At 72.1% G+C, this 18,831-nt stretch carries 15 protein-coding genes; 7 read left to right on the top strand and 8 right to left on the bottom strand.

The window, feature by feature from the left end; all coding sequences use genetic code 11:
• The first annotated feature begins 42 nt into the window (after window positions 1-42).
• The gene (locus ACH34S_RS33205; protein ID WP_395956816.1) at window positions 43-1,062 is read left to right on the top strand and encodes a hypothetical protein; all 1,020 of its coding nucleotides are present in this window, start codon (window positions 43-45) and stop codon (window positions 1,060-1,062) included.
• A 10-nt stretch (window positions 1,063-1,072) separates the two neighbouring features.
• A complete protein-coding gene (locus tag ACH34S_RS33200; protein WP_395956815.1) occupies window positions 1,073-3,865 on the top strand; it encodes an ATP-binding protein in 2,793 nt (930 codons plus the stop codon).
• 74 nt (window positions 3,866-3,939) lie between these two features.
• Here ACH34S_RS33200 and ACH34S_RS33195 read toward each other — a convergent pair whose 3' ends face one another.
• Window positions 3,940-4,536 (bottom strand): snapalysin family zinc-dependent metalloprotease, encoded by a 597-nt coding sequence (locus tag ACH34S_RS33195; RefSeq protein ID WP_395956814.1) that lies wholly within the window; start codon window positions 4,534-4,536, stop codon window positions 3,940-3,942.
• A 244-nt stretch (window positions 4,537-4,780) separates the two neighbouring features.
• Here ACH34S_RS33195 and ACH34S_RS33190 point away from each other — a divergent pair, with 244 nt between their 5' ends.
• Complete coding sequence (locus ACH34S_RS33190) at window positions 4,781-6,028, top strand: flavin-dependent oxidoreductase (protein WP_395956813.1); 1,248 nt, start codon at window positions 4,781-4,783, stop codon at window positions 6,026-6,028.
• Here ACH34S_RS33190 and ACH34S_RS33185 read toward each other — a convergent pair whose 3' ends face one another.
• From ACH34S_RS33185 to ACH34S_RS33175, 3 genes are all read right to left on the bottom strand, one after another.
• Window positions 6,029-6,307 (bottom strand): VOC family protein, encoded by a 279-nt coding sequence (locus ACH34S_RS33185; RefSeq protein ID WP_395956935.1) that lies wholly within the window; start codon window positions 6,305-6,307, stop codon window positions 6,029-6,031.
• 67 nt (window positions 6,308-6,374) lie between these two features.
• Window positions 6,375-7,898 carry a cation acetate symporter gene (locus ACH34S_RS33180; protein WP_395956812.1) on the bottom strand — a complete coding sequence of 508 codons (1,524 nt, stop codon included), beginning with the start codon at window positions 7,896-7,898 and terminating at the stop codon, window positions 6,375-6,377.
• Window positions 7,895-8,161 carry a DUF485 domain-containing protein gene (locus ACH34S_RS33175; RefSeq protein WP_395956811.1) on the bottom strand — a complete coding sequence of 89 codons (267 nt, stop codon included), beginning with the start codon at window positions 8,159-8,161 and terminating at the stop codon, window positions 7,895-7,897. The genes ACH34S_RS33180 and ACH34S_RS33175 overlap by 4 nt, the downstream gene beginning before the upstream one ends.
• 242 nt (window positions 8,162-8,403) lie before the next feature.
• On the opposite strand from ACH34S_RS33175, the gene ACH34S_RS33170 reads away from it, so the two are divergent.
• Window positions 8,404-8,700, top strand: a complete 297-nt coding sequence (locus tag ACH34S_RS33170; RefSeq protein ID WP_395956810.1) for a DUF3303 family protein — start codon at window positions 8,404-8,406, stop codon at window positions 8,698-8,700.
• Between the two features lie 8 nt (window positions 8,701-8,708).
• Here ACH34S_RS33170 and ACH34S_RS33165 read toward each other — a convergent pair whose 3' ends face one another.
• A complete protein-coding gene (locus ACH34S_RS33165) occupies window positions 8,709-9,203 on the bottom strand; it encodes a pyridoxamine 5'-phosphate oxidase (protein ID WP_395956809.1) in 495 nt (164 codons plus the stop codon).
• A 112-nt stretch (window positions 9,204-9,315) separates the two neighbouring features.
• Between ACH34S_RS33165 and ACH34S_RS33160 the strand changes: the two genes are divergently transcribed.
• On the top strand, window positions 9,316-10,074 hold the full coding sequence (locus ACH34S_RS33160; protein ID WP_395956808.1) for a gfo/Idh/MocA family oxidoreductase: 759 nt from the start codon (window positions 9,316-9,318) through the stop codon (window positions 10,072-10,074).
• A 10-nt stretch (window positions 10,075-10,084) separates the two neighbouring features.
• On the opposite strand, the gene ACH34S_RS33155 is transcribed toward ACH34S_RS33160, so the two are convergent.
• Complete coding sequence (locus ACH34S_RS33155; RefSeq protein ID WP_395956807.1) at window positions 10,085-10,798, bottom strand: type 1 glutamine amidotransferase; 714 nt, start codon at window positions 10,796-10,798, stop codon at window positions 10,085-10,087.
• Window positions 10,788-12,038 carry a MurT ligase domain-containing protein gene (locus ACH34S_RS33150; RefSeq protein WP_395956806.1) on the bottom strand — a complete coding sequence of 417 codons (1,251 nt, stop codon included), beginning with the start codon at window positions 12,036-12,038 and terminating at the stop codon, window positions 10,788-10,790. Before ACH34S_RS33150 ends, ACH34S_RS33155 begins: the two co-directional genes overlap by 11 nt.
• Window positions 12,039-12,393: 355 nt before the next feature.
• Here ACH34S_RS33150 and ACH34S_RS33145 point away from each other — a divergent pair, with 355 nt between their 5' ends.
• Both ACH34S_RS33145 and ACH34S_RS33140 read left to right on the top strand, forming a co-directional pair.
• On the top strand, window positions 12,394-14,031 hold the full coding sequence (locus ACH34S_RS33145) for a hypothetical protein (protein ID WP_395956805.1): 1,638 nt from the start codon (window positions 12,394-12,396) through the stop codon (window positions 14,029-14,031).
• 139 nt (window positions 14,032-14,170) lie between these two features.
• The gene (locus ACH34S_RS33140) at window positions 14,171-15,010 is read left to right on the top strand and encodes a hypothetical protein (RefSeq protein WP_395956804.1); all 840 of its coding nucleotides are present in this window, start codon (window positions 14,171-14,173) and stop codon (window positions 15,008-15,010) included.
• Between the two features lie 20 nt (window positions 15,011-15,030).
• On the opposite strand, the gene ACH34S_RS33135 is transcribed toward ACH34S_RS33140, so the two are convergent.
• On the bottom strand, window positions 15,031-17,877 hold the full coding sequence (locus ACH34S_RS33135; protein WP_395956803.1) for an ATP-binding protein: 2,847 nt from the start codon (window positions 17,875-17,877) through the stop codon (window positions 15,031-15,033).
• Window positions 17,878-18,831 lie beyond the last annotated feature (954 nt).

The following is an 18,831-nucleotide window of genomic DNA, read 5'->3' as shown; positions in this document are numbered from 1 at the left end:
CGCGACCCCAGCCAGACTCTGCGACGATCCGATGGAGGACTCGTGACCACCCAACCGGGAACGGCCCAAGGGGGCGGCGGATGGGCCGCCGCGGGGCCGGGCGGCGGCGACATCGCCTACCGCACGCAGTCGTTGAAATTCGTGCCGGTCGAGCTCTCCCTGGACGAGTCCGTCCCGTGGCGTTCGCTCCTCGCACTGTTCATGCGGGCCTTCATCGTCTCGTTCGCCGTGTACCTCCCGTTCGGCTTCCTCGCGTTCATCGGCTTCGTCGACTGGATCGTGTCGGCGGAGGCGTTCCAGGAGGAGGAGTCCTCGGGGCTCGGGCTGATGTCGATGGGGTGGCTCGGGGTCTTCGTCGCGTCCGCCGTGTTCTGGCTGGTCCTGCTGCTCTCCCAGACGGAGGAGCCGATCGCCGAATGGCGGACGCTGCTGGAGAACAAGGCGCCCGCCGCCGATTCGTCGTACGCGGCGATCTACGGTTCGCTGGCCCGGCGGCAGATCCCGGTGAACGTGACGGCCATGCGGATCCGCAGCGACCTCCTGGCCCCCGAGGTGGTGAACAACCGGCTGGTCATCACCGAGCGCCACTACGCCGCGTTCATCTCGGTGTTCGCCTATGGCACCAGCCTCTACGTGGGCTGGATGATGTGGCGCAACAGGCGCGGCTACGTGCTGATCGGCACCTTCATCAAGGATCTGGTCGGCAACATCCTGGGGCGGAGCGGGCTGGTCAACCAGATGCTGCGCACCGAGCGGGTCCGCGCGACGCGTGAGGCCGTGCACTCGGCGGTCCGCGAGGGCGTCGAGGTCGCCGTGCAGGGGATCGAGGTGCCGCTCGCGGCGACCTTCGGCCAGGACCTCCCGATCCAGGACCTGATGACGGCGGCGCCCCCGCCAGCCCCCGTCCCGTACGCCCCTGCCCCTGCCCCTGCCCCTGCCCCTGCCCCTGCGGCGCCCGCGCCACCGGCCGCCGCTCCGCCCGCACCTGCCCCGCCCGCGCCCGCTCCGGACGGGCCCGGCGAAACGGACGAGCAACAAGGGCGGCGGCAGAGCGACGACTGAGGGCGGGCGCATGGCGGACGATGGTGTGCTGGTCGCCACCGACGGGAGCGGCACGTGGGCGTGGGTGGCGGTCCGGATCGACGCCGCCGCCGACCTGATCGAGACCCGCGAGTACGCCGGCCTGCCCGAACCCGAACGGCTCCGCAAGGCCGCCGTCGCGGAGACCGCGTGGCTGGCCGGGCAGCTGGACACCGCGGCCGACACCCGGGTCGAGCTGCGCTACCTGGTCGACCCGTCCGCCGGACGGCTCTCCTGCGCGGTGCTCGGCCGCGTGTACGGCACCGACGAGCGCGCGGTCGTGCCGGAGGCGTTGCGGCTGCGCGAGCGGCTGGCCGGGCTCCCCCGGCACGTGCACGCCACCGCGATCACCGCCACCGCGGAGGTCGGCAGGTGGCTGGCACCGTTCCGGCCGTCCCTCGCGGGAATGGCCGACATCCGCAGGCGGATCCGGTTCGCGCTTCCCAACCGGCCCGACGCGGGCGTCGCGCACTACCTCGCCGTCGAGCCGTTCACGGTCGCCGCGCCGTCGTGGGAACCGCTGTGGCAGGCGCTGGCCGCCCATCCCGATCCGGCGATGCTCACCGTGGGCGTGGCGCCGTATCCGGGGTCCGGCAGCGTCGCCGCCCAGCTGGACATGCTGGCCACCCAGTACGGCCGCCTCGCCGCCCCCGGCACGCTGCCCGGCGGCGGGCTGTGGTCGTCGGGCGTGGAGCTGGCGCCGGACGCGTTCGCCGTGGACGCCGCCCGGCTGTTCGCCGACGCCGCCCGCCGCTACCGGTCGCAGGCGTTCCGGCTCCGCGTGACCCTCGCGTCACCGGAGCCGCTGCCGCCGTCGCTCACCGAACTGGTCGCCGCGACGATCTCCCCGCCGCAGCGCCCCACCGGCGCCTCCGCGCTGACTTCGACGTTCCAGGGCGCGCCGCACGTCGTCGTCCGCCCGCTGCCGCACGAGTTCGCGACCGCCTGGCACAACGTCTCGACGCTCGACCACCTGCGCTGGGACGCGCAGTACCTGCGCGACCTGCCGGTGCGGCCGCCCCCGGTGGTGCGGCTGGCGGCGGAGCTCGCGGACCCGCGCGAGGCCGCGTCCGCGATGCGGCTCCCGCTGGCGGTGCACGGCCACATGCCTGGATTTCCCGTCCGGCGCCCCGGAATGGCGCTGGAGGCGGAGTACCAGCCGTCCGGGCCGCACGTGGTGCTCGGACGCCAGCTGGTGGCCGACCGCGCCGCCGGGCCGCTGGGCATCGAGCTGTCCGACCTGACCCGGCATGCCCTGTTCACCGGCACCACCGGGTCCGGCAAGACGAACAGCACGCTGGCTTTCTGCGAGCAGCTGTGGCGCGACCACCGGATACCGTTCCTGGTCCTCGAACCGACCAGCACCACGCTCGACGACTACCGGTGGCTGGCGACGCGTCCCGGGATGGAGGACCTCGTCGTCTTCACGGTCGGCGACGAGAACACCGCGCCGTTCCGGCTCAACCCGTTCGCGGTGCCGCCCGGCGTCCGGATCGGCACCCACATCGCCGGGCTGCTGGCCTGCTTCGACGCCGCGTTCGGCCTCTGGGACCCGCTCCCGGCGATCTTCAACCGCGCGCTGCGCGACACCTACGCCCGCCGCGGCATCGTCCCCACCGACCGCGCGGGCCCCCGGCACGAGGGCAACTGGCCGACGCTCGGCGACTTCGTCGCGCGGATGCACGAGCAGACCGACCGGCTCGACTACTCCGGCGAGGTCCGGTCCACCATCATGGCCGCGTCCCGGCTGCGCGCCGAGTCGCTGGCCGAGGGCGCCTGCGCCGGGACGCTCGACTGCGCCACCTCCTACCCCGTCGCCGAGCTGCTGCGCCGCCCCGTCGTCATCGAGCTCGCCGAGGCCGGCGACAACGAGAAGGAGCAGTCGCTGCTCACCGCGCTGATCCTGCAAACCATGACCGAGTACTACAAGGCCGGGCGGGAGAGCGGCGACCTCGCGCACGTCACCGTGGTCGAGGAGGCCCATCGCCTGCTGGGACGGCGCACCGTCCACCGCGGGACCACGGAGGGGAACGCGCAGGCCCGCGCCGCGCAGGCGTTCGCCGGCGCGCTCGCGGAGAACGGCAAGTACGGCGAGGCGCTCGTGATCGTGGAGCAGGTTCCGGGCAAGCTCGTCGAGGACGCCTACAAGAACACCAACCTCAAGGTCATGCACCGCCTCCCGGCGGAGGACGACCGGGCCGTGATCGGCTCCACCATGCGCTTGTCCGCCGACCAGGAGCGCTACGCGGCCACCCTTGAGCCGTTCACGGCGTTCGCCTATCACGGCGGCATGGACCGTCCGGCGCTGATCCGGGTCCCGGACGTCCGGGCCGAGGCCGCCCGCGCCGCCGGGCTGGAACGCGCGCCACTGGCCACCGACGAGGATCTGGCCGGACGGTTCCGGACGCTGCGCGCCGCCGTCCCGGAGTTCGACGCCGCCATCGCGCCGTTCACCGAATGCGAGGGCTGCGCGCACCGGTGCCTGTTCCGGTCCCGCGCCGCGACGGCGGTACGTCCCGAACATGCCGCCGAGCTCAAGACGCGCGTCCAGGACTATCCCGGCACCGCCGCCACGCAGGCCCGGTGGTGGCGGGAGACCGTCGGCTGGACGCACGCGATCGCGGACGAGGTCGCCCTCGACTCCCCCTCCGAGGCCGAACGCCGCGACTACACGGCCTGCGTGTTCGTGCACGTCGCGCGCCGTGCCTGGCGACGCGACGTCCTGCCGTGGGTCCAGCGCTACAGGCAGCACACCGGCACGAACGGCGCGGACGGCGCCGCATAGGCGAGCGCGAGCCGGACGCCAGCGGCCCCAGCAGCTGACGTCCGGCTGCCTGTACGGACGGAACGGGTGACCGGTTACCTGGTCACCAGTGCGGGCGCTCCGAGGACTTCGCGCTCGTCGGCGGGGTTCGGGCCGGGCTTGGCGGGACGCCACCCGCGCGCCCAGAAGCGCTCGACCGCCGCGATCTCTTCCGCGCTCGGAATGGCGTTCTGGCACCGTCCACCGGCCATGACCTTGTCGCAGTTCCCGATGTCCGGTGGGTGGTTGAGGCTGAGGATGTGCCCGAACTCGTGGACGATCACGCGTAGCGCCGCCGCGCCCGACTGCTGGATCTGGTTGCGGTAGAAGTAGATCTGCCCGCGCGTGCAGCCGACGCAACTGGCCGTCCCCGGCGCCGAACCGTTCTGGGCGGTGATCACCGTAATGCCGGCCGTACCTTTGACCAGCTTGACGCTCGTGACGCGCGTGTTCCAGATCTCGGCGGCCTCGTCCACCTGGGGGGCGAGTTCGGCCGCTCGGGACGAGTCGTAGTAGATCGTCGTCTGCACGGCGGCCCGCTGCGGCGCGGCGGGGGCGGCGGGGGCGGCGGCCGCGCCGGGCGCACCGACGCCGACCAGCACGAGCGCGACAATGCCGCCGAGAACAGCGGCGACCAATCGGGTGGGGAACAACTCCGGCTCCTTCTCGTAGGTTGCAATGAACCGGTTGCCCCCGTTCCGCCGGCGTTTTTACGAACACCGACGTGATGGAGCGTAGCCTTATAAAGACAGGCAATGCACATATCAGGAGCCCATACCATTCTCTGAATGGCATTATTTGCCGTCACCGCGCGGTCGCATTCGGCTGATGGAGCCGAAGTGCGGCCGTGGTGGCAGACTTGAAGTGATCACGCGGCTTGGATCGGGTGGGAGAGCCATGAAGGTCGTCATCGTGGGCGCGGGAATCGGCGGGCTGATCACGGCACTGCGGCTCCACCACAAGGGCATCGGCTGCGAGATCTACGAGCAGAGCGAGCGGATCCGCGAGCTGGGCGTCGGGGTCAACACGCTGCCCAACGCGGTCCGGGAACTGGCGGAAGTGGGGCTTCTCGACCGGCTGGAGGACGAGGGAATCCAGGCCCGCGAACTCATCTACGCGCACCGGCTGGGCCAGGAGATCATGCGCAGGCCCTGCGGGCGTTACGCGGGTTTCGACTTTCCACAGATCAGCGTGCATCGCGGGCGGCTTCAGGGCGTCCTGCTGCGGGCGGTGCGCGAGCGGCTCGGCCCGGACGCGATAAGGACGGGCCACCGCCTCACCGGTTTCGAGCAGGACGCCGAGAGCGTCCACGCCCGCTTCACCGACCGCGGCGGCGAAATGCAGGCGTCAGCGCAGGGCGAGGTGCTGGTGGCGGCCGACGGGATCCATTCCACGGTCCGGTCCATTCTCTTTCCGGACGAGGGGCTGCCGCGCTGGAACGGCGTGATGATGTGGCGGGGAGCGACCGACTGGCCCGAGTTCGGCACCGGCAGCACGATGATGATCGCCGGTGGCACGGACACCAAGCTGGTCGTCTACCCCATCGCGCCGGGCGAGCGGCCGGGCACGCGGCTCACCAACTGGGCGATCTGCCTGCGGACCGGGCGGCCCGGCGACCCGCCGCCGCAGCGCCAGGACTGGTCCCGCCGCGCCGATCCGTCCGGCCTCGGCCCGCACGCCGCCCGGTTCCGGACCTCGCTCGTCGACCACGCCGCGCTCGTCGCGTCCACCCGGGACTGCTACGAGCTGCCGATGTGCGACCGCGACCCGCTCCCCCACTGGACGCAAGGACGCGTGACCCTGCTCGGCGACGCCGCCCACCCGATGTACCCGATGGGTTCCAACGGCGCGGGCCAGGCCATCATGGACGCCGTCAGCCTCAGCGAGCACCTGGCCCGGCATCCCACCGACCCCGCCGCGGCGCTCCTCGCCTACCAGGACGAACGCCTGCCGGTCACCGCCGAGGTGGTGCTCCGCAACCGGAAGGGCGGGCCGGAGAACGTGATCGACGAGGTCGAGCGCCGCGCCCCCGACGGCTTCACCCGCCTGGCGGACGTGATCGACCCCGCGGAGCTGGAGGCCATCGTCGCCGGCTACGCCCAGGTGTCCGGATCGTCCAGGGAGCAGGTGAACCGCCCCGGCTGATCAGCCCGTCTCGACGGGAGCACCGCCGAAGCCGATCTCGTTGCCGTCGGGATCGCGGTAGATCGCCTTGCGCACACCGTTGGGATAGGTCTCCCGCTCGGCCGGCTCGATCCCCCGGCCGGCGATTCCCGCGACGCGGGCGTCGAAGTCGTCGACGAAGATCGTCACCATGGCGTGGCCCGCGTGCTCGGGCCGGTGCTCGACGGCCAGCGACCGGTGCTCCGCGAGCTCCCACACCGCTTCGGTGTCGCTCGCGACGAACGTCGGCGGAGATCCCAGCAGCCGTTCGTACCAGCTCAGGCCGCCGCGTAGCCGGCCACCGGGATCCCCGCGTACAGGTCGACGCTCATCGCGCGATCATACGGTCCCGCCCGACCGGGAACGCGCGCCTGGTCAGCTCGTCGTACGGGTGACCGGCGGCATCGGCGTTGCCGCGGCCGGCGAGCGTGCCCGTCCAGGCGCACAGGAACCCGGCCGGCACCGACACCAGCGCCGGGACGGTCAGCGGGAACAGGTGCGCGTCGCCCATGACGTCCGGCCCGGCCAGCACCAGCCCGATCGACGACACCAGCCCGCCGACCAGGCCCGCGACCGCGCCGGTCCGGTTGAAGCGCCGCCAGTAGATGGTCAGCACCAGCACCGGCATCGTCGTGCTCGCGGCGACGGCGAACGCCACGTTGCCGAGGAAGGCGATGTTGAGCGTCTTGGCCCACAGGGCGATCAGGATCGCGACGATCGCGATACCGGCCCCGGCGAACCGCCCGACCAGGAGCTGCCGCTCGGGCGAGACCTCCCCGCGCTTGAGCGCGACGGTGTAGAGGTCGTGCGCGATCGCGCCGGACGTGGCGATCGCCAGCCCCGCGAGCACCGCGAGGATCGTCACCATCACCACCGCCGCGACGATGGCGAACAGCAGGTTGCCGCCGATGGCCTCGGCGAGGCGGGGCGCGGCGAGGTTGCCGGCCTTGTTGTCGGCCACGATGGCCGCCTTGCCCACCTGGTCGAGGGCCGCGTACCCGAAGATCGGCAGCGCGGCGAAGAACCCGCAGAAGATCACCATCGCGACCTGGGCGGAGTCGCGTGCCGCCCGCCCGTCCCGGACGGTGAGGAACCGCACCATGACGTGCGGCAGGCCCATCATGCCGAGCACCAGGCCCAGGGTCAGCGACACCGTGTCCAGCGACGCGATGAGCCCGCCCTGATGCGGCGCGATCACCCCGTCGCCGAAGCGGGCGGCGGCGTCCCGCATGGGTCCGAGCGGGTTGCCGCCGTAGTCGGCCGTCACCAGCACGAGCAGCGCCAGCGCGGTGACGATCAGCACGGCGGCCTTGAACACCTGGATGTAGGTGGTGCCGACCATCCCGCCGAGGATCGTGTAGACGGTCATCAGCGCGCCGATGACGATCACCGCGACCGGGAAGTCCACGCCGAGCAGCAGCTGCGCGAGCAGCCCCGCCCCGACGAACTGGATCACCATGTAGATGACGCTGATCGCCAGGCTCGCCACCGCCATCGCGGCGCGCAGCCCGCGCCCGTCGAAGCGCGCCGCGACGGCGTCGGCGAGGGTGTACCGGCCGAGGTTGCGCAGCGGCTCGGCGATGACGAGCATCATCAGCAGGTAGGCGGCGGGGACGCCGACGGCCAGGTAGAAGCCCTCGAACCCGGTCAGCGCGACCGCGCCGGTGATGCCGAGGAAGGACGCGGCGGACAGCTGGTCCCCCGCGAGCGCCAGCCCGTTCTGCAGCCCGCCGATCCGCCCGCCCGCGACGTAGTGCTCGGCCGTGCTCTTGTTCCGCCGGGACGCATACGTCGTCAGCGCCAGCGTGACCGCGACCAGCGCGCCGACGATGGCGACGGCCGTGCCGTTCACCGCCGTTCTCCGTCCTCGATGCGGGACGTCCACCTGCGGTAGGCGGCCGCGCCGGCCAGGGGCAGCAGGATCACGGCGAGACCCGCCGCGTAGGCGGCCCCGACCCCGCCAGCGACGCCGTTGAGGACGCCGGTGAACGAGGTCAGGATCGGGAAGGCCATGAAGACCACGACGGTGACCGCCGCGGAGCCGAGCACGACGCGCTTGCGCCGCTGGATCATGAGGTCGTGTTCGCCGGGTGGGGGTTCGGGGGTACGGGGCATCCGGATGCGCCTCCTCGATAAGCGCGCCGTGCAGGGAGCTCCGTATATGAAAACAAATACGAAGTCGTAGAGGAACCCCTTTCGTCGCTATGTGTGCCCGACCTGCTACAACTCCGCCACCGTCCGGCGATGTTTTGCCCGGAGCACCAGGGGAGACTCACCGGAACGGCGCCGGGTCTCCAACGAACGCGGACGGGCCCGCGCTCGGCCCGGCCCGTACGGGGGGCAGTGCGATGAGAGTCATGCTCAGGGCGCATCTGGACGACATCAGGCTCGCGAACGAGGCGCTCGCCAGCGGCAGGCTGCCGGAGGTGATGGAGTCGCTGATGGCCAAGCTCAATCCCGAGGCCGCCTACTTCGGCCCCAGCCAGGGCGGACGCTCCTGCACCATCGTCTTCGACATGCAGGACAGCTCGACGCTGCCGACCATCGCGGAGCCGCTCTTCCAGGAGCTGGGCGCGAGGATCGAGATCCAGCCGGTGATGAACGCGGACGACATGCGGAAGGGCATCGCCGCCTGGCAGCAGCAGCAAGGCTGACGTTCGCGTCAGGGCGTGATGATCTCCGGCAGCCGGGTCTGGAAGTCGAGGACGCCCACCCAGGTGGGACGCAGGGCGATGCGGGCCATGCGCGTCTCGGGATGCTCGGCCCCGGCCACGTAGCCTGCGCCGCCCTCCTCACCCAGGAACCGGCGGGCCGCCTGCGCCTGCTCGGGCACCATCCCGTCCACCTCCGTGATCGACACCCGGCCGCGCAGGAGCAGGACCTCCGGCGGCTGCGGCTCGGTGTCGATCGTGACGGCGACGTCGGGACGCTCGCGCAGCGCCTTCAGCCTGCGCGCCGGGCGCAGCATGCCCATCGGCGGGCAATGGATGTAGGTCGCCATCACCAGCTCGTCGCCCGTCCAGGTGAACCACGTCGCCATCACGCGGGGCGTCCCGTCGGTCGCGGTGTAGGCGAACCGGGCCGGGATCGTCGAATGCAACAGGCGCTGCGCGATATCGGTCTGGAGCAGGCACACATCACCCTGCGGAAAGTCCATGGGATCTCCTCACTCGGTACGCGGTGTTGACTCGCGCGCCCGCGCGAACTCATCGCCGGCACCCCGGGAAAGTCGTTTGCCCAGCTGAACGCCGCTGCGCGAGGCTACGGGAATGCGCATCGGTGTGGTCGGGCTGAAGATGGGCCTCCAGCTGGCGACCTGGTGCCGCCGCCTCGGCATGGACGTGGCCGTCGCCTGCGACAGCGACCCCGCGCGGCACGGCGCGGTCACGCTGGCCGAGGCCGACTACCTGCACGGGATGTCGCCCGGCGACATCGACGCGCTGATCGGCGATCCGGCGCACTGGCGCGGGCGCATCCCGCCGACCGCCTACTGCACGCACACGATCTCGCCCGTGCTGGCGCTGACCGGCGCGTGGCCGGTCGAGGTGTCGGCCTTCCTCGTGGACGAGACCGACCGCCGCACCGCGGCCGTCCTGGTGGTCCGGCTCTCCAGCGGGGCCCTCGCCGTCACCCGGCACGGTTTCCTTCAGGGCGAACCCGGCAGCCACTGGAGCTGGGTGTCGGCCCGAGGGACGCGGGCCCTGGCGGAGGCGGTCCGGGGGCCCGCGGAGCGATCCTGGTCCGTCCGGCTCAAGGCGGAGAGCTGGACGCGCCCGGACGGCGCCGCACACGAGGAGGAGCGCACGCCGCCCACGCTGAGCTTCGACGGCGAGACGGTGGAGCGCGGCGCCGAAGGCACCGTGCTGGTACTCCAAGGATTTCGAGCCACGGTGGAGCGGGGCGAACCGCCGCTGATCCCCGTCCGCCCGGCGGTGGCCGCGTCCCTGGTCGGCGTCGCCGGGGCGGAGTCGCTCAGCGAGGGCTCACGCCCCGTCCCGGTCCCGGCCATTGGAAACGGGACACCCTAGGTCAGGCGGATCAGCTGGCGGCCACGGCGTTCAGGCGTTCCTCGCGGAGGCGGCCGGCCCAGGAGTCGTCCAGGGGTTGCAGGTCGTGGCCGACCGCCCAGCGGAGGAGCAGGTCGGCGAGGCCGGGGTTGCGGACGAGCGCCGGGCCGTGCATGTAGGTGCCGAGCACGCGGCCGCTGTAGGCGCCCTCGAAGCCGTCGCCGTTGCCGATGCCGTGCAGGACCTTCGCGAACGGGCGGGCGTTCGGGCCGAGCTGCGTGACGCCCTGGTGGTTCTCGAAACCGGTGATGCGGGGCACGTTCAGCTCGCCCGCGACATCGCCGACGATCTCGCCGACGGCGCGCTGCTCGCCGCGTCCCGAGCGGATGTCGAGGATGCCGAGGCCCGCGACGGGCTGGCCCTCCTCGCCGCCGAACTCGTGGCCGAGCAGCTGGTAGCCCGCGCAGACCGCGAAGACGACCGCGCCGGACTGGACGGCCCGCGCGAGGCCGCCGTCGCCCGCGAGGCGCTGCGCCGCGAGGATCTGCGGCCGGTCCTCGCCGCCGCCGAGCAGGTAGATGTCGCCGTCGGAGGGGACGGGCTCGTCCGAGCGGAGGTTGACCGTCTCGGTCGGGATGCCGCGCAGCGCGGCGCGGCGCTCCAGGACGATCGTGTTGCCCTGGTCGCCGTAGGTGCTGAGCAGGTCCGGGTAGATCCAGACGATTTTGATGCGGTCAGACGACACGGCCGTACCTCGTTCGGATGGTCTGGAAGGCGGTGTAGTTGGCGATCACGTCGAGGTGGCCCGGCGGGACGGCCATGACCGCCTGGTCGATGTCGTCCACGACGGTGAAGGAGACGTCGGCGGCCTCCAGCCTGGCGGCGAGGTCGATGCGGCGCTCGCCGGAGACCCAGACGGGCCGGCCGCGGAGGATGCGGTAGTCGACGTCCCAGAGCCAGGACGTGTCGCGCCCGTCCGGACCCTGCGCGTTGATCGACAGCGCGACGGGGCCGGGCGCGGGCTGCAGGACGTCGAACGCCTCCAGCCAGCCCGCCGGGTTCTTCGAGAGGAGGAGCCGGATCGAACGGCCCTCGTGCTCGACCGTCGTGTAGCGGCCCGCGACGGAGGTGACCTGCGACAGCAGCGGCAGCGCCTGCTCGGGCGGGACGCCGAACTGCGCGACGACCGCGAGGGCGATCAGCGCGTTGGAGCGGTTCGCGCGGCCGGGCAGGGACAGCTCGGTGAGCCCGAACGTCCGGCCGTCCGGCGCGGTGACGAGATCGCCGCGCAGCGTCCAGTCGGGCTGGGGGCGGCGGAAATGGCACTGGCGGCAGGCCCAGTCGCTGTCCTCGTCGGTGTCCTGCCGGTCGAGGGGGCCGCCGCATTCGGGGCAGCACCAGGAGTCTTCGCGCCAGTGCTGGCCGGCGGCGACCCACGTGACGCTCTTCGCGGTGGACGCGCCCCAGGTGACGAGCGGGTCGTCGCAGTTGGCGATGACGTGGCTCTGCGGGGACGCCTCCAGCGCGCGGCGCCACTTGCCCGCCAGCAGCCAGATCTCGGCGGCACGGTCCATCTGGTCGCGGCTGAGGTTCATCAGCGCGACGAGGTTCGCGCCCGTCTCCCGCAGCACCATCGGGACGTACTTCTCGTCGCACTCCAGCACGCCGTAGCGGGCCGTCGGCGCCGCCGCGAGCGCGGACACGTGGCCGGTCGGCATGTTCGCGCCGAACGCGTTGGTCGCGACCTCGCCCAGCGGCGTCATCGCCGAGGTGATCAGCCGGGTCGTCGTCGTCTTGCCGTTGGTGGCGCTGACGAGGACGAGCTTGCGGTCCTTGGCGAGCCTGGTCAGCAGCTCGGGATCGAGGCGGAGGCCGACCTTACCGCCGATCACCGAGCCGTCCCCGCGGCCCGCCATTCGGGACATCTTGGCGGCCGTACGACCGAGCGCGACGGCCAGCTGCGAACGCAGCGGAAGATCGCTCATGGACTCCGTCTTCTCTGGATGCGCCGGGAAACCGCTCCGAGCCTAGCCGCTGCGCGCAACGCTGAGGGCGTCACCGGCGGGGTTACGGGACAGCCTCGGATCCGGCCGGGCATGATGTGACCATCATCACACGATGACCGGTAAACCAATCAGGACAATCTTGACCTGTGCCGACATGTCGTGATTCGGTGCGTCCTCCGACCGCGGTGCGCCAGATTCCCAACCACGCGCCTGAGAACGGCGTCACCCACTACTTTTGTCGGGACCCCTGCTGATTCGCGGGGAGGCGACGCCCGCCGCGACGGCGGACCGCTCGCAGGCGTGGGACAAGCGGCTATAAGGCGAGGTCTGAGCGATGCAGTGTCCGACGTGCGGCAATGACACGCCCGGGACGCTCGGCAAGTGTTCGCACTGTGAGGCGCCGATCGACGTGTACTCGGCCGGCCCCGTCGCTCCGCTGTCGGCGCCGCCCGCGGCCGAGGCTGCCGACGTGTTCGACCGGACGATGCGCGTCCCGCCGCCCATGCCGTCCTGGGCCCCGAGCGAACCACCGCCCGTGACACCCGACCTGGCCATGCCCCCGCAGCCGCCGCCCGTGCAGCCGCCGCCCGTCCAGTCGCCATCGCCGCAGTCGCCGTCGCAGACGGCGCCCGAGCCCCCGGCGGCGGCCGCGCAGCCGCCGCTCCGGCTCTCGGTGGAACCGCCCGCACCGCCCGTACCGCCATCGCCGCCGTCCCCGGCGCCCGCGCAGGCCGGGTCGCTCCCGCCCGCCGACCCCGAGGACACGGCGGCGTGGACGTTCAACCCCGACGAGGACGACGACACGTCCGGCGGCTTCAGCGCCTTCAACGCGCCCGCACCCGCGCCGTCCGCCTGGTCGGCGAGCCCGCCGGCACTGCCCGCCGCCGGTTCCGCCGGCGCCGCCCCCAGCGCGTTCGGTACCTCGGAGTCCGCCCCCGGCGGGTTCGGGCTGGAGCCGCTGCCCGAACGCACGGAATCGATCGTCCCGGACTCGTGGTTCGCCCGTCCGCGCAAGCCCGACGCCGCGGACGCGGACGCGACGCAGGTCGTCGGCGGCCAGCCGCCCACGATGATGGACGCCGACGCGACCCAGTACGCGCCCGGCCCGGCAACGATGAATCCCGGCATGCCCGGCGCGCACCCCACGCCGATGGGCTTCGGCGCCGCCCCAGACCAGACACGAATGGACCCCGGCTCTGCCATGGGCCCGTTCCACATGGGCGCCCCCCAGATGGGCGCACCCCACATGGGGCAGGGCGGCGGCATGCCGATGGGGCCGATGGGGCAGTTCGGTCCGGGCGACCCGGCCTACGGCGGCTACCCGCCGGGTCAGGGGGGCGGACGTCCGGGCGGGGGCGGGCCGAGCAAGCCGCTCATCGCCGCCGTCGCCGCGCTGGTCACGATCGCGGTGGGGTCCATCGTGTTCGTGGCGTGGCCGTCCGGGGACGACTCGTCCAAGACCCCCAACGCGAGCCCATCGCCGTCGAACAAGCAGGTCGCGGAGAAGAACCCGATCCCGGCGGCGACGAAGGAGCAGGCCGACGCGATGAACGGGGTGCTGAACGACAGCGTGGGGACGCGGCGCGTCCTCGCCGGGGCGCTCGGCAGGGCCGCGAAATGCCAGACGTTGCCGCAGGCCATCCAGGGTTTCCAGACGGTCGCGCAGCAGCGTCAGAGCCAGCTGAACCGCACGCGGGCCCTCCAGGTCGACAAGCTGGCGAACGGCGAGCGGCTCCGCCGGTCGCTGGCGGAGGCGCTGACGGCGTCGCTGCAGGTCGACCAGGTTCTGCTGCAGTGGGCGCAGCAGAACCAGGCGAACTGCCGCGGCAAGCCCCGTCCGAGCGCCGCGCAGGTGCCCGGACGCGCGGCCATCGAGCAGCGCGCGACGTCGGCGAAGAAGCGGTTCGTCGTCCTGTGGAATCCGGTCGCGAAGAAGACCGGGCAGCCGCCGCGGAGCTGGCGCAGGGTGTGACGGCCGGTCACGACCCGGTTGCGACCTTCTGACAGACGGTTCCCGGCCGGTGACCGCGCAAGTATCTTGGCACCGTCGAAACCGATGGGTAGGGGGCCTCATGCGGTGTCCGGGCTGCGGAAGCGACACCACGTCGGCGTTGCCCCGGTGCACGCGCTGCAACGCACCGCTCGGCGCGCCGCCTCCGGGCGGCGACGCGACGACTCCCGACGAGCCGCCCGCGCCGCCGTGGGCGGCGTCACCTCAGGGCCCGGTCCAGTGGGAGACCCCGCCGCCGCCCGAGTACACGACGCCGATGCCGCCGTCCGACGAGACGTCGACGCTGCTCTCGCCCGAGCCGTGGTCCGTCCCGCCGGGCGGGCCCGGCACGCCCGAACCCGCGATCTGGCGGCCGCCCCCGCCGCCGAAGCCGAGCAGGACCCCGTACTTCCTGGTGGCGGCGGGCGTCGTCCTGCTCCTCGGGCTCGCGCTCGGCATCGTGTTCTGGCCGAGCGGGTCGGGCACGTCCGCCGATCCCGCGGGCGGCGGCGGGCCGTCCACGCAGCAGAGCCAGAACGGCGTCCCCGAGAGCGGGACGCCCAGCGGCGACGTCGGCGAGCAGGCCAAGGCGGTCGACGGCCTGCTGGCCGAGATGGGCACGACCCGCTCCGACCTCGGCTCGGTGGTGGTCGACGGCTGCGAGGAGAGCGGGCTGCGACGCGTCCTGGACGCCCGCCGCTCCCAGCTCGGCAGGGCCCGCTCCCTGGACGTGACCGCCCTCGACAACGGCGCCCAGCTGAAGGACGCGCTCGTCCGCGCGCTGGAGGCGTCCTCGGAGTCGAACCAGCGCTACCTCGACGTCGCGCCCGGCTGCCCGTCCGACGGCGAGGTCTCGGACGTCAACCAGCGGGCCAGCGACGCCAAGAACGAGTTCATCGGCTACTGGACCCCGATCGCCCAGCAGGCCGGCCTCCCCGCCCGCACCGCCGACGACATCTGACCACCGGGCAGGCGATCGGCCTACTCGGTGTCGCCGTCGGGGCGGCCGAGGAAGGGGAGCCCGGCGGACGGGTCCTCGAACGGGGCGACGAAGCGCTCGAACCAGCTCAGCACGGGCTCCAGCCACTCGCCGACGCGCATCGTCTCGGCGACATGGTCGACCTGCTCGTCCTCCTCGAAGCCGATCGCGACGACGGGGAGGTCCTGGTAGAAGCCCGCCTGGTCGTCGTCGCCGTAGAGGGCGGTGAGCGCGATCGGGCGGTTGCGTTCGAGGCCCATCGACAGCGGATGGCGGCGCAGCGCGCGGAGGCGGTGGCCGAGCTTCGGGTCCGGCGGCTGCTTCAGGCCGGGCAGCTGGTAGTCGAGCGGCGGGGCGGGCGCGTGCTTGTCGGGGACGCGGTCATCGTCCCCGTAGGGGAAGAGACGGTCGAGCTCGTGCAGCCATCTGACCTGCGGGATGACCCAGTTCGGGCCGGGCGCCGTGACGGGGACGTCCAGGTTGAGGAGCCGCCCGGCGACCTTCGCGACGGCGGCGGTCAGCTCGGACGGCGGGTAGGCCGTCCGCAGCGCCCGCGACCGCCGCGACACGGCGCGCTCCACCACGGTCGCCAGCGCGCACTCGCGCAGCCGGGGAGTCAGCCGCGACCAGGCGCGGCCCAGCTCGGGCGGCACCGCGGGCATCGGACGGTTCACGACATGCGCGAGCACCAGCGTGTCCGCCCACAGCCGCAGCCAGGCCCAGTCGGCATGCCCGGCGACGAGATCGGCCTCCCGCAGCTCGTACAGCGTGCAGGCCCGTCCTGAACGGCATTCGCAGCCACACGCGGCCGACCGGCGGCCGTCCACGGGCGGCGGCGGGCCCGGCAGCTCCGCCTCGCGGCCCTCGCCGAGCGGGACGCGGACCCTCAGCGGACGGTCCATGCCGTCCGCGAACACGGCCGCGACACCGGGACGCAGCGACACGACCTCGCGGGACTGGTCGTCGTCCAGGTTCATCGCCGCGCCGACCTGGTGCCGGTCGTCGAACGCGGGCAGCCGGTGCACGACCTTCAGCGCGGTGTTCTTGATCACGTCGGGGACGAGCTTGGTCGGGATCTGCTCGGCGACGATGATCCCCTCGCCGTAGGCGCGGATCTCGGCGAGCATCCCGGCGAACAGCTCCACCGCGTGCGAGCTGGTGCGTTCCGGGCCGCGATTGCGCAGCAGCCGGTGGGCCTCCTCGATCACGATGACGTGCCGGAGGGCGGGACCGTCCGTGCGGTCGCGGCGACGTTCCCGCATGCGCAAGTGTTCAACAATCCGAATGATGAGCGTTCCCATGAGGAACGCCTTGTCCTCGTCGTTCGCGACGTCCTCGATGGCGAGGACGATGTTGTCGCGGAGCATGCCGCCGATGTCGGCCGGGTGCCCGCCCTCGAAGAACCGTCCCGCGGACCCGATCCTCAGCGACCGCAGCCTCACGTCCACGAACCCCTGGACGTCGGCCATCAGCTCCCGCCCGTACCCGACGTCGGAGATGACCTGGAGCGCGGCGTTCTGCAACTGCTCCAAAGTCGGGACAGCGGGCTCAATCAGCGACCCGGGCACGCCCGCGCCCGTCACCACGTCCCACCCGTTGTTCTCGTAGACCCGCTGCAACGCCTGCGCCATGATCTGCGGGAACGGCTCCTCGGCGTCGAAAGCCGCCTGGAACAGCGCCCGCACCATGTCGATATGCGCCTGCACCGGATACCCCGGCTCGGGCGCGAGCGGATTCACCGACAGCGGCACCGACCCCGGGTCGGACGGATTCACCACGGTGACCGGCCCGCCGAGGTCCTGGATGCGCCCCGCCATCGCCGCGTACTCGGATTTCGCCGGCTCGATCGCCAGCCACGGAATCCCCGCCCGGGTCAGCTGCTCCAGCAGATGCCGGACGGTCTGCGACTTGCCGGCGCCCGTCGCGCCCGTCACGAACACATGCCGGTTGATGGTCGACCGGGGCACGGTGAGCCGCCCGACCTGCCGGTCCTGCCCGTCCAGGATGGCGCCCAGCTCGATCTGCGCCTCCTCCGCCTTCTCGGGCAGTCCGTCGGTCTCGGACGTGACGTCGAAGTATCCGGCGTCCAGGACCCGCAGCCCGGGAACCTCCCTGCGCGGCAACCCGGCCAGCGCCGCCAGCGTCCCCGCGGTGGCGACGAACGGGAACCGCTCGTCCGGCTCGACGACCGACCGCACCGGCGCGGCCTCGATCCCGGGCCGGAGCGTTCCGGCGAAGGACCCGCCGCCCTGCCCCGACCTAAGCCGATAAGGATGGTGCCCGAGCTCCATGGACCCCACCAGCACCGGCGCGATCTGCCCCAGCTCGGCCTGCGTCGCCGCCCCCGCGACGACCCTGACCTGCCACAGCCCCGCCTCGCGGAACGCGTCCAGCTCCCCGAGCCGCTGGTCCGCCCGCGCGACCGCGAGCCTGGCCTGCTCGTCCTCACCGCGCCGCAGCATCCGCAGCTCGTGATGCAGCTCGCGCATCTCGGTGTCGATCAGCCGCTCATCGCACGGATCGGCCACCACGAACCACCCGAAGGGCCGCTCCATCAACGTCACGAGCGTCGACTCGAACAGCCCGGGCCCAACATCGGCCCGCCCGACCTGAGGAGCCAGCCGCCCAGGACAACGCGTCCACGCCATCCGCTCGGCTTGCCGCAACCACCCGTCCCCGATGGGCACCCCACGCGCCCCACTCGGGAACAGCAGCCCGTCCCCCGCCCCGCTGATCGGCCCCGCATTGGTGATCAGCTCAAGCGGCGCCCCGCCACCGGCCGACAGCCACCCCACGACGAACGGCCGCCCCAACCGCGCCGCCGACAACGCCGCAGGCAGCACGCTCACAAAGTCCCATTCAGCGGACGCCTCCCGCTGCGGCACCGGAATCGCCTGAATCCGGTACCAGGGCCCAGGCAGGACGAACTCGTCCCCCCGCGGCGCGTCCGGCACCCCACGCCCGCCGGGCCCGCGCAACCCGACCGGCGGCGTACTCGCCGGCGGTTGGTAGGGCGACATTTCAGGAAACGGCGGACCAGGAGGCGATGTCACCCCGACATCCTTCCGCGCCACCCACTCCCCCCGCCACCACCCACCCAAAAACGCCCACCACCCCACCCGAGGGCACAGCCGCCCGCCAAGCCCGACGCAGGCGATCGGTCAGGCCGAGCCGTCACGATATCCAGATGGAATCTGCGCAAGCTGATGTTCTAGATCTCAGCCATCAAGCCCGGCCGTGGCGTCCCACCACACCGATCCGGAGGCCAGCCATTCTCGCCGATGCCGCTTGACCCCTTCCAACGTGGCGTCTTCATAGCCGAACTCCACCCCGCAACATGTGCAGATCTCAAATGACGGCGTGCACTCGTCCAAACCCCATGGCGGCTCCGCTTGCAGAAGTCCACAGACACGACACCTCTGGACCTCTCTACTTGGATTGCGCACGAAAGCACTCCAGTTTGTCCCGGCATCCATCCCCTGCTTGGCCGGATCGGAACGGATTCCATGCAGGTCTCGAACCCCGCCGTGCAGCGGCAACCTTCATCGAAGGTCTCCGAGGACTCCGTCGGGGACGATACCTAGTTCGATCGCCCTTCGGGCCGCGATGGGGCGCTCACACTCTTGACCATTATTGGTGGAACACCCCGTCCATCTATGGGGCTCTTGATCGGACACGAAGCTCGGTCACCACCGGTAACAAGCGGATCACTTCGATCGCGAATCGATTTATTCCTAGAGATAGCCCCTTCACCCCTCACCAGGACTCTCCCATGCCGCTCTGGCTACGCCGTCTGAATCCGG

It is taken from the genome of Actinomadura sp. 3N508 (assembly GCF_044326375.1).
In the GTDB taxonomy this organism is placed as follows: Bacteria; Actinomycetota; Actinomycetes; order Streptosporangiales; family Streptosporangiaceae; genus Spirillospora.
Note: the sequence above shows the minus strand (reverse complement) of the source record. Positions and strands in the feature narration are given on the sequence as shown.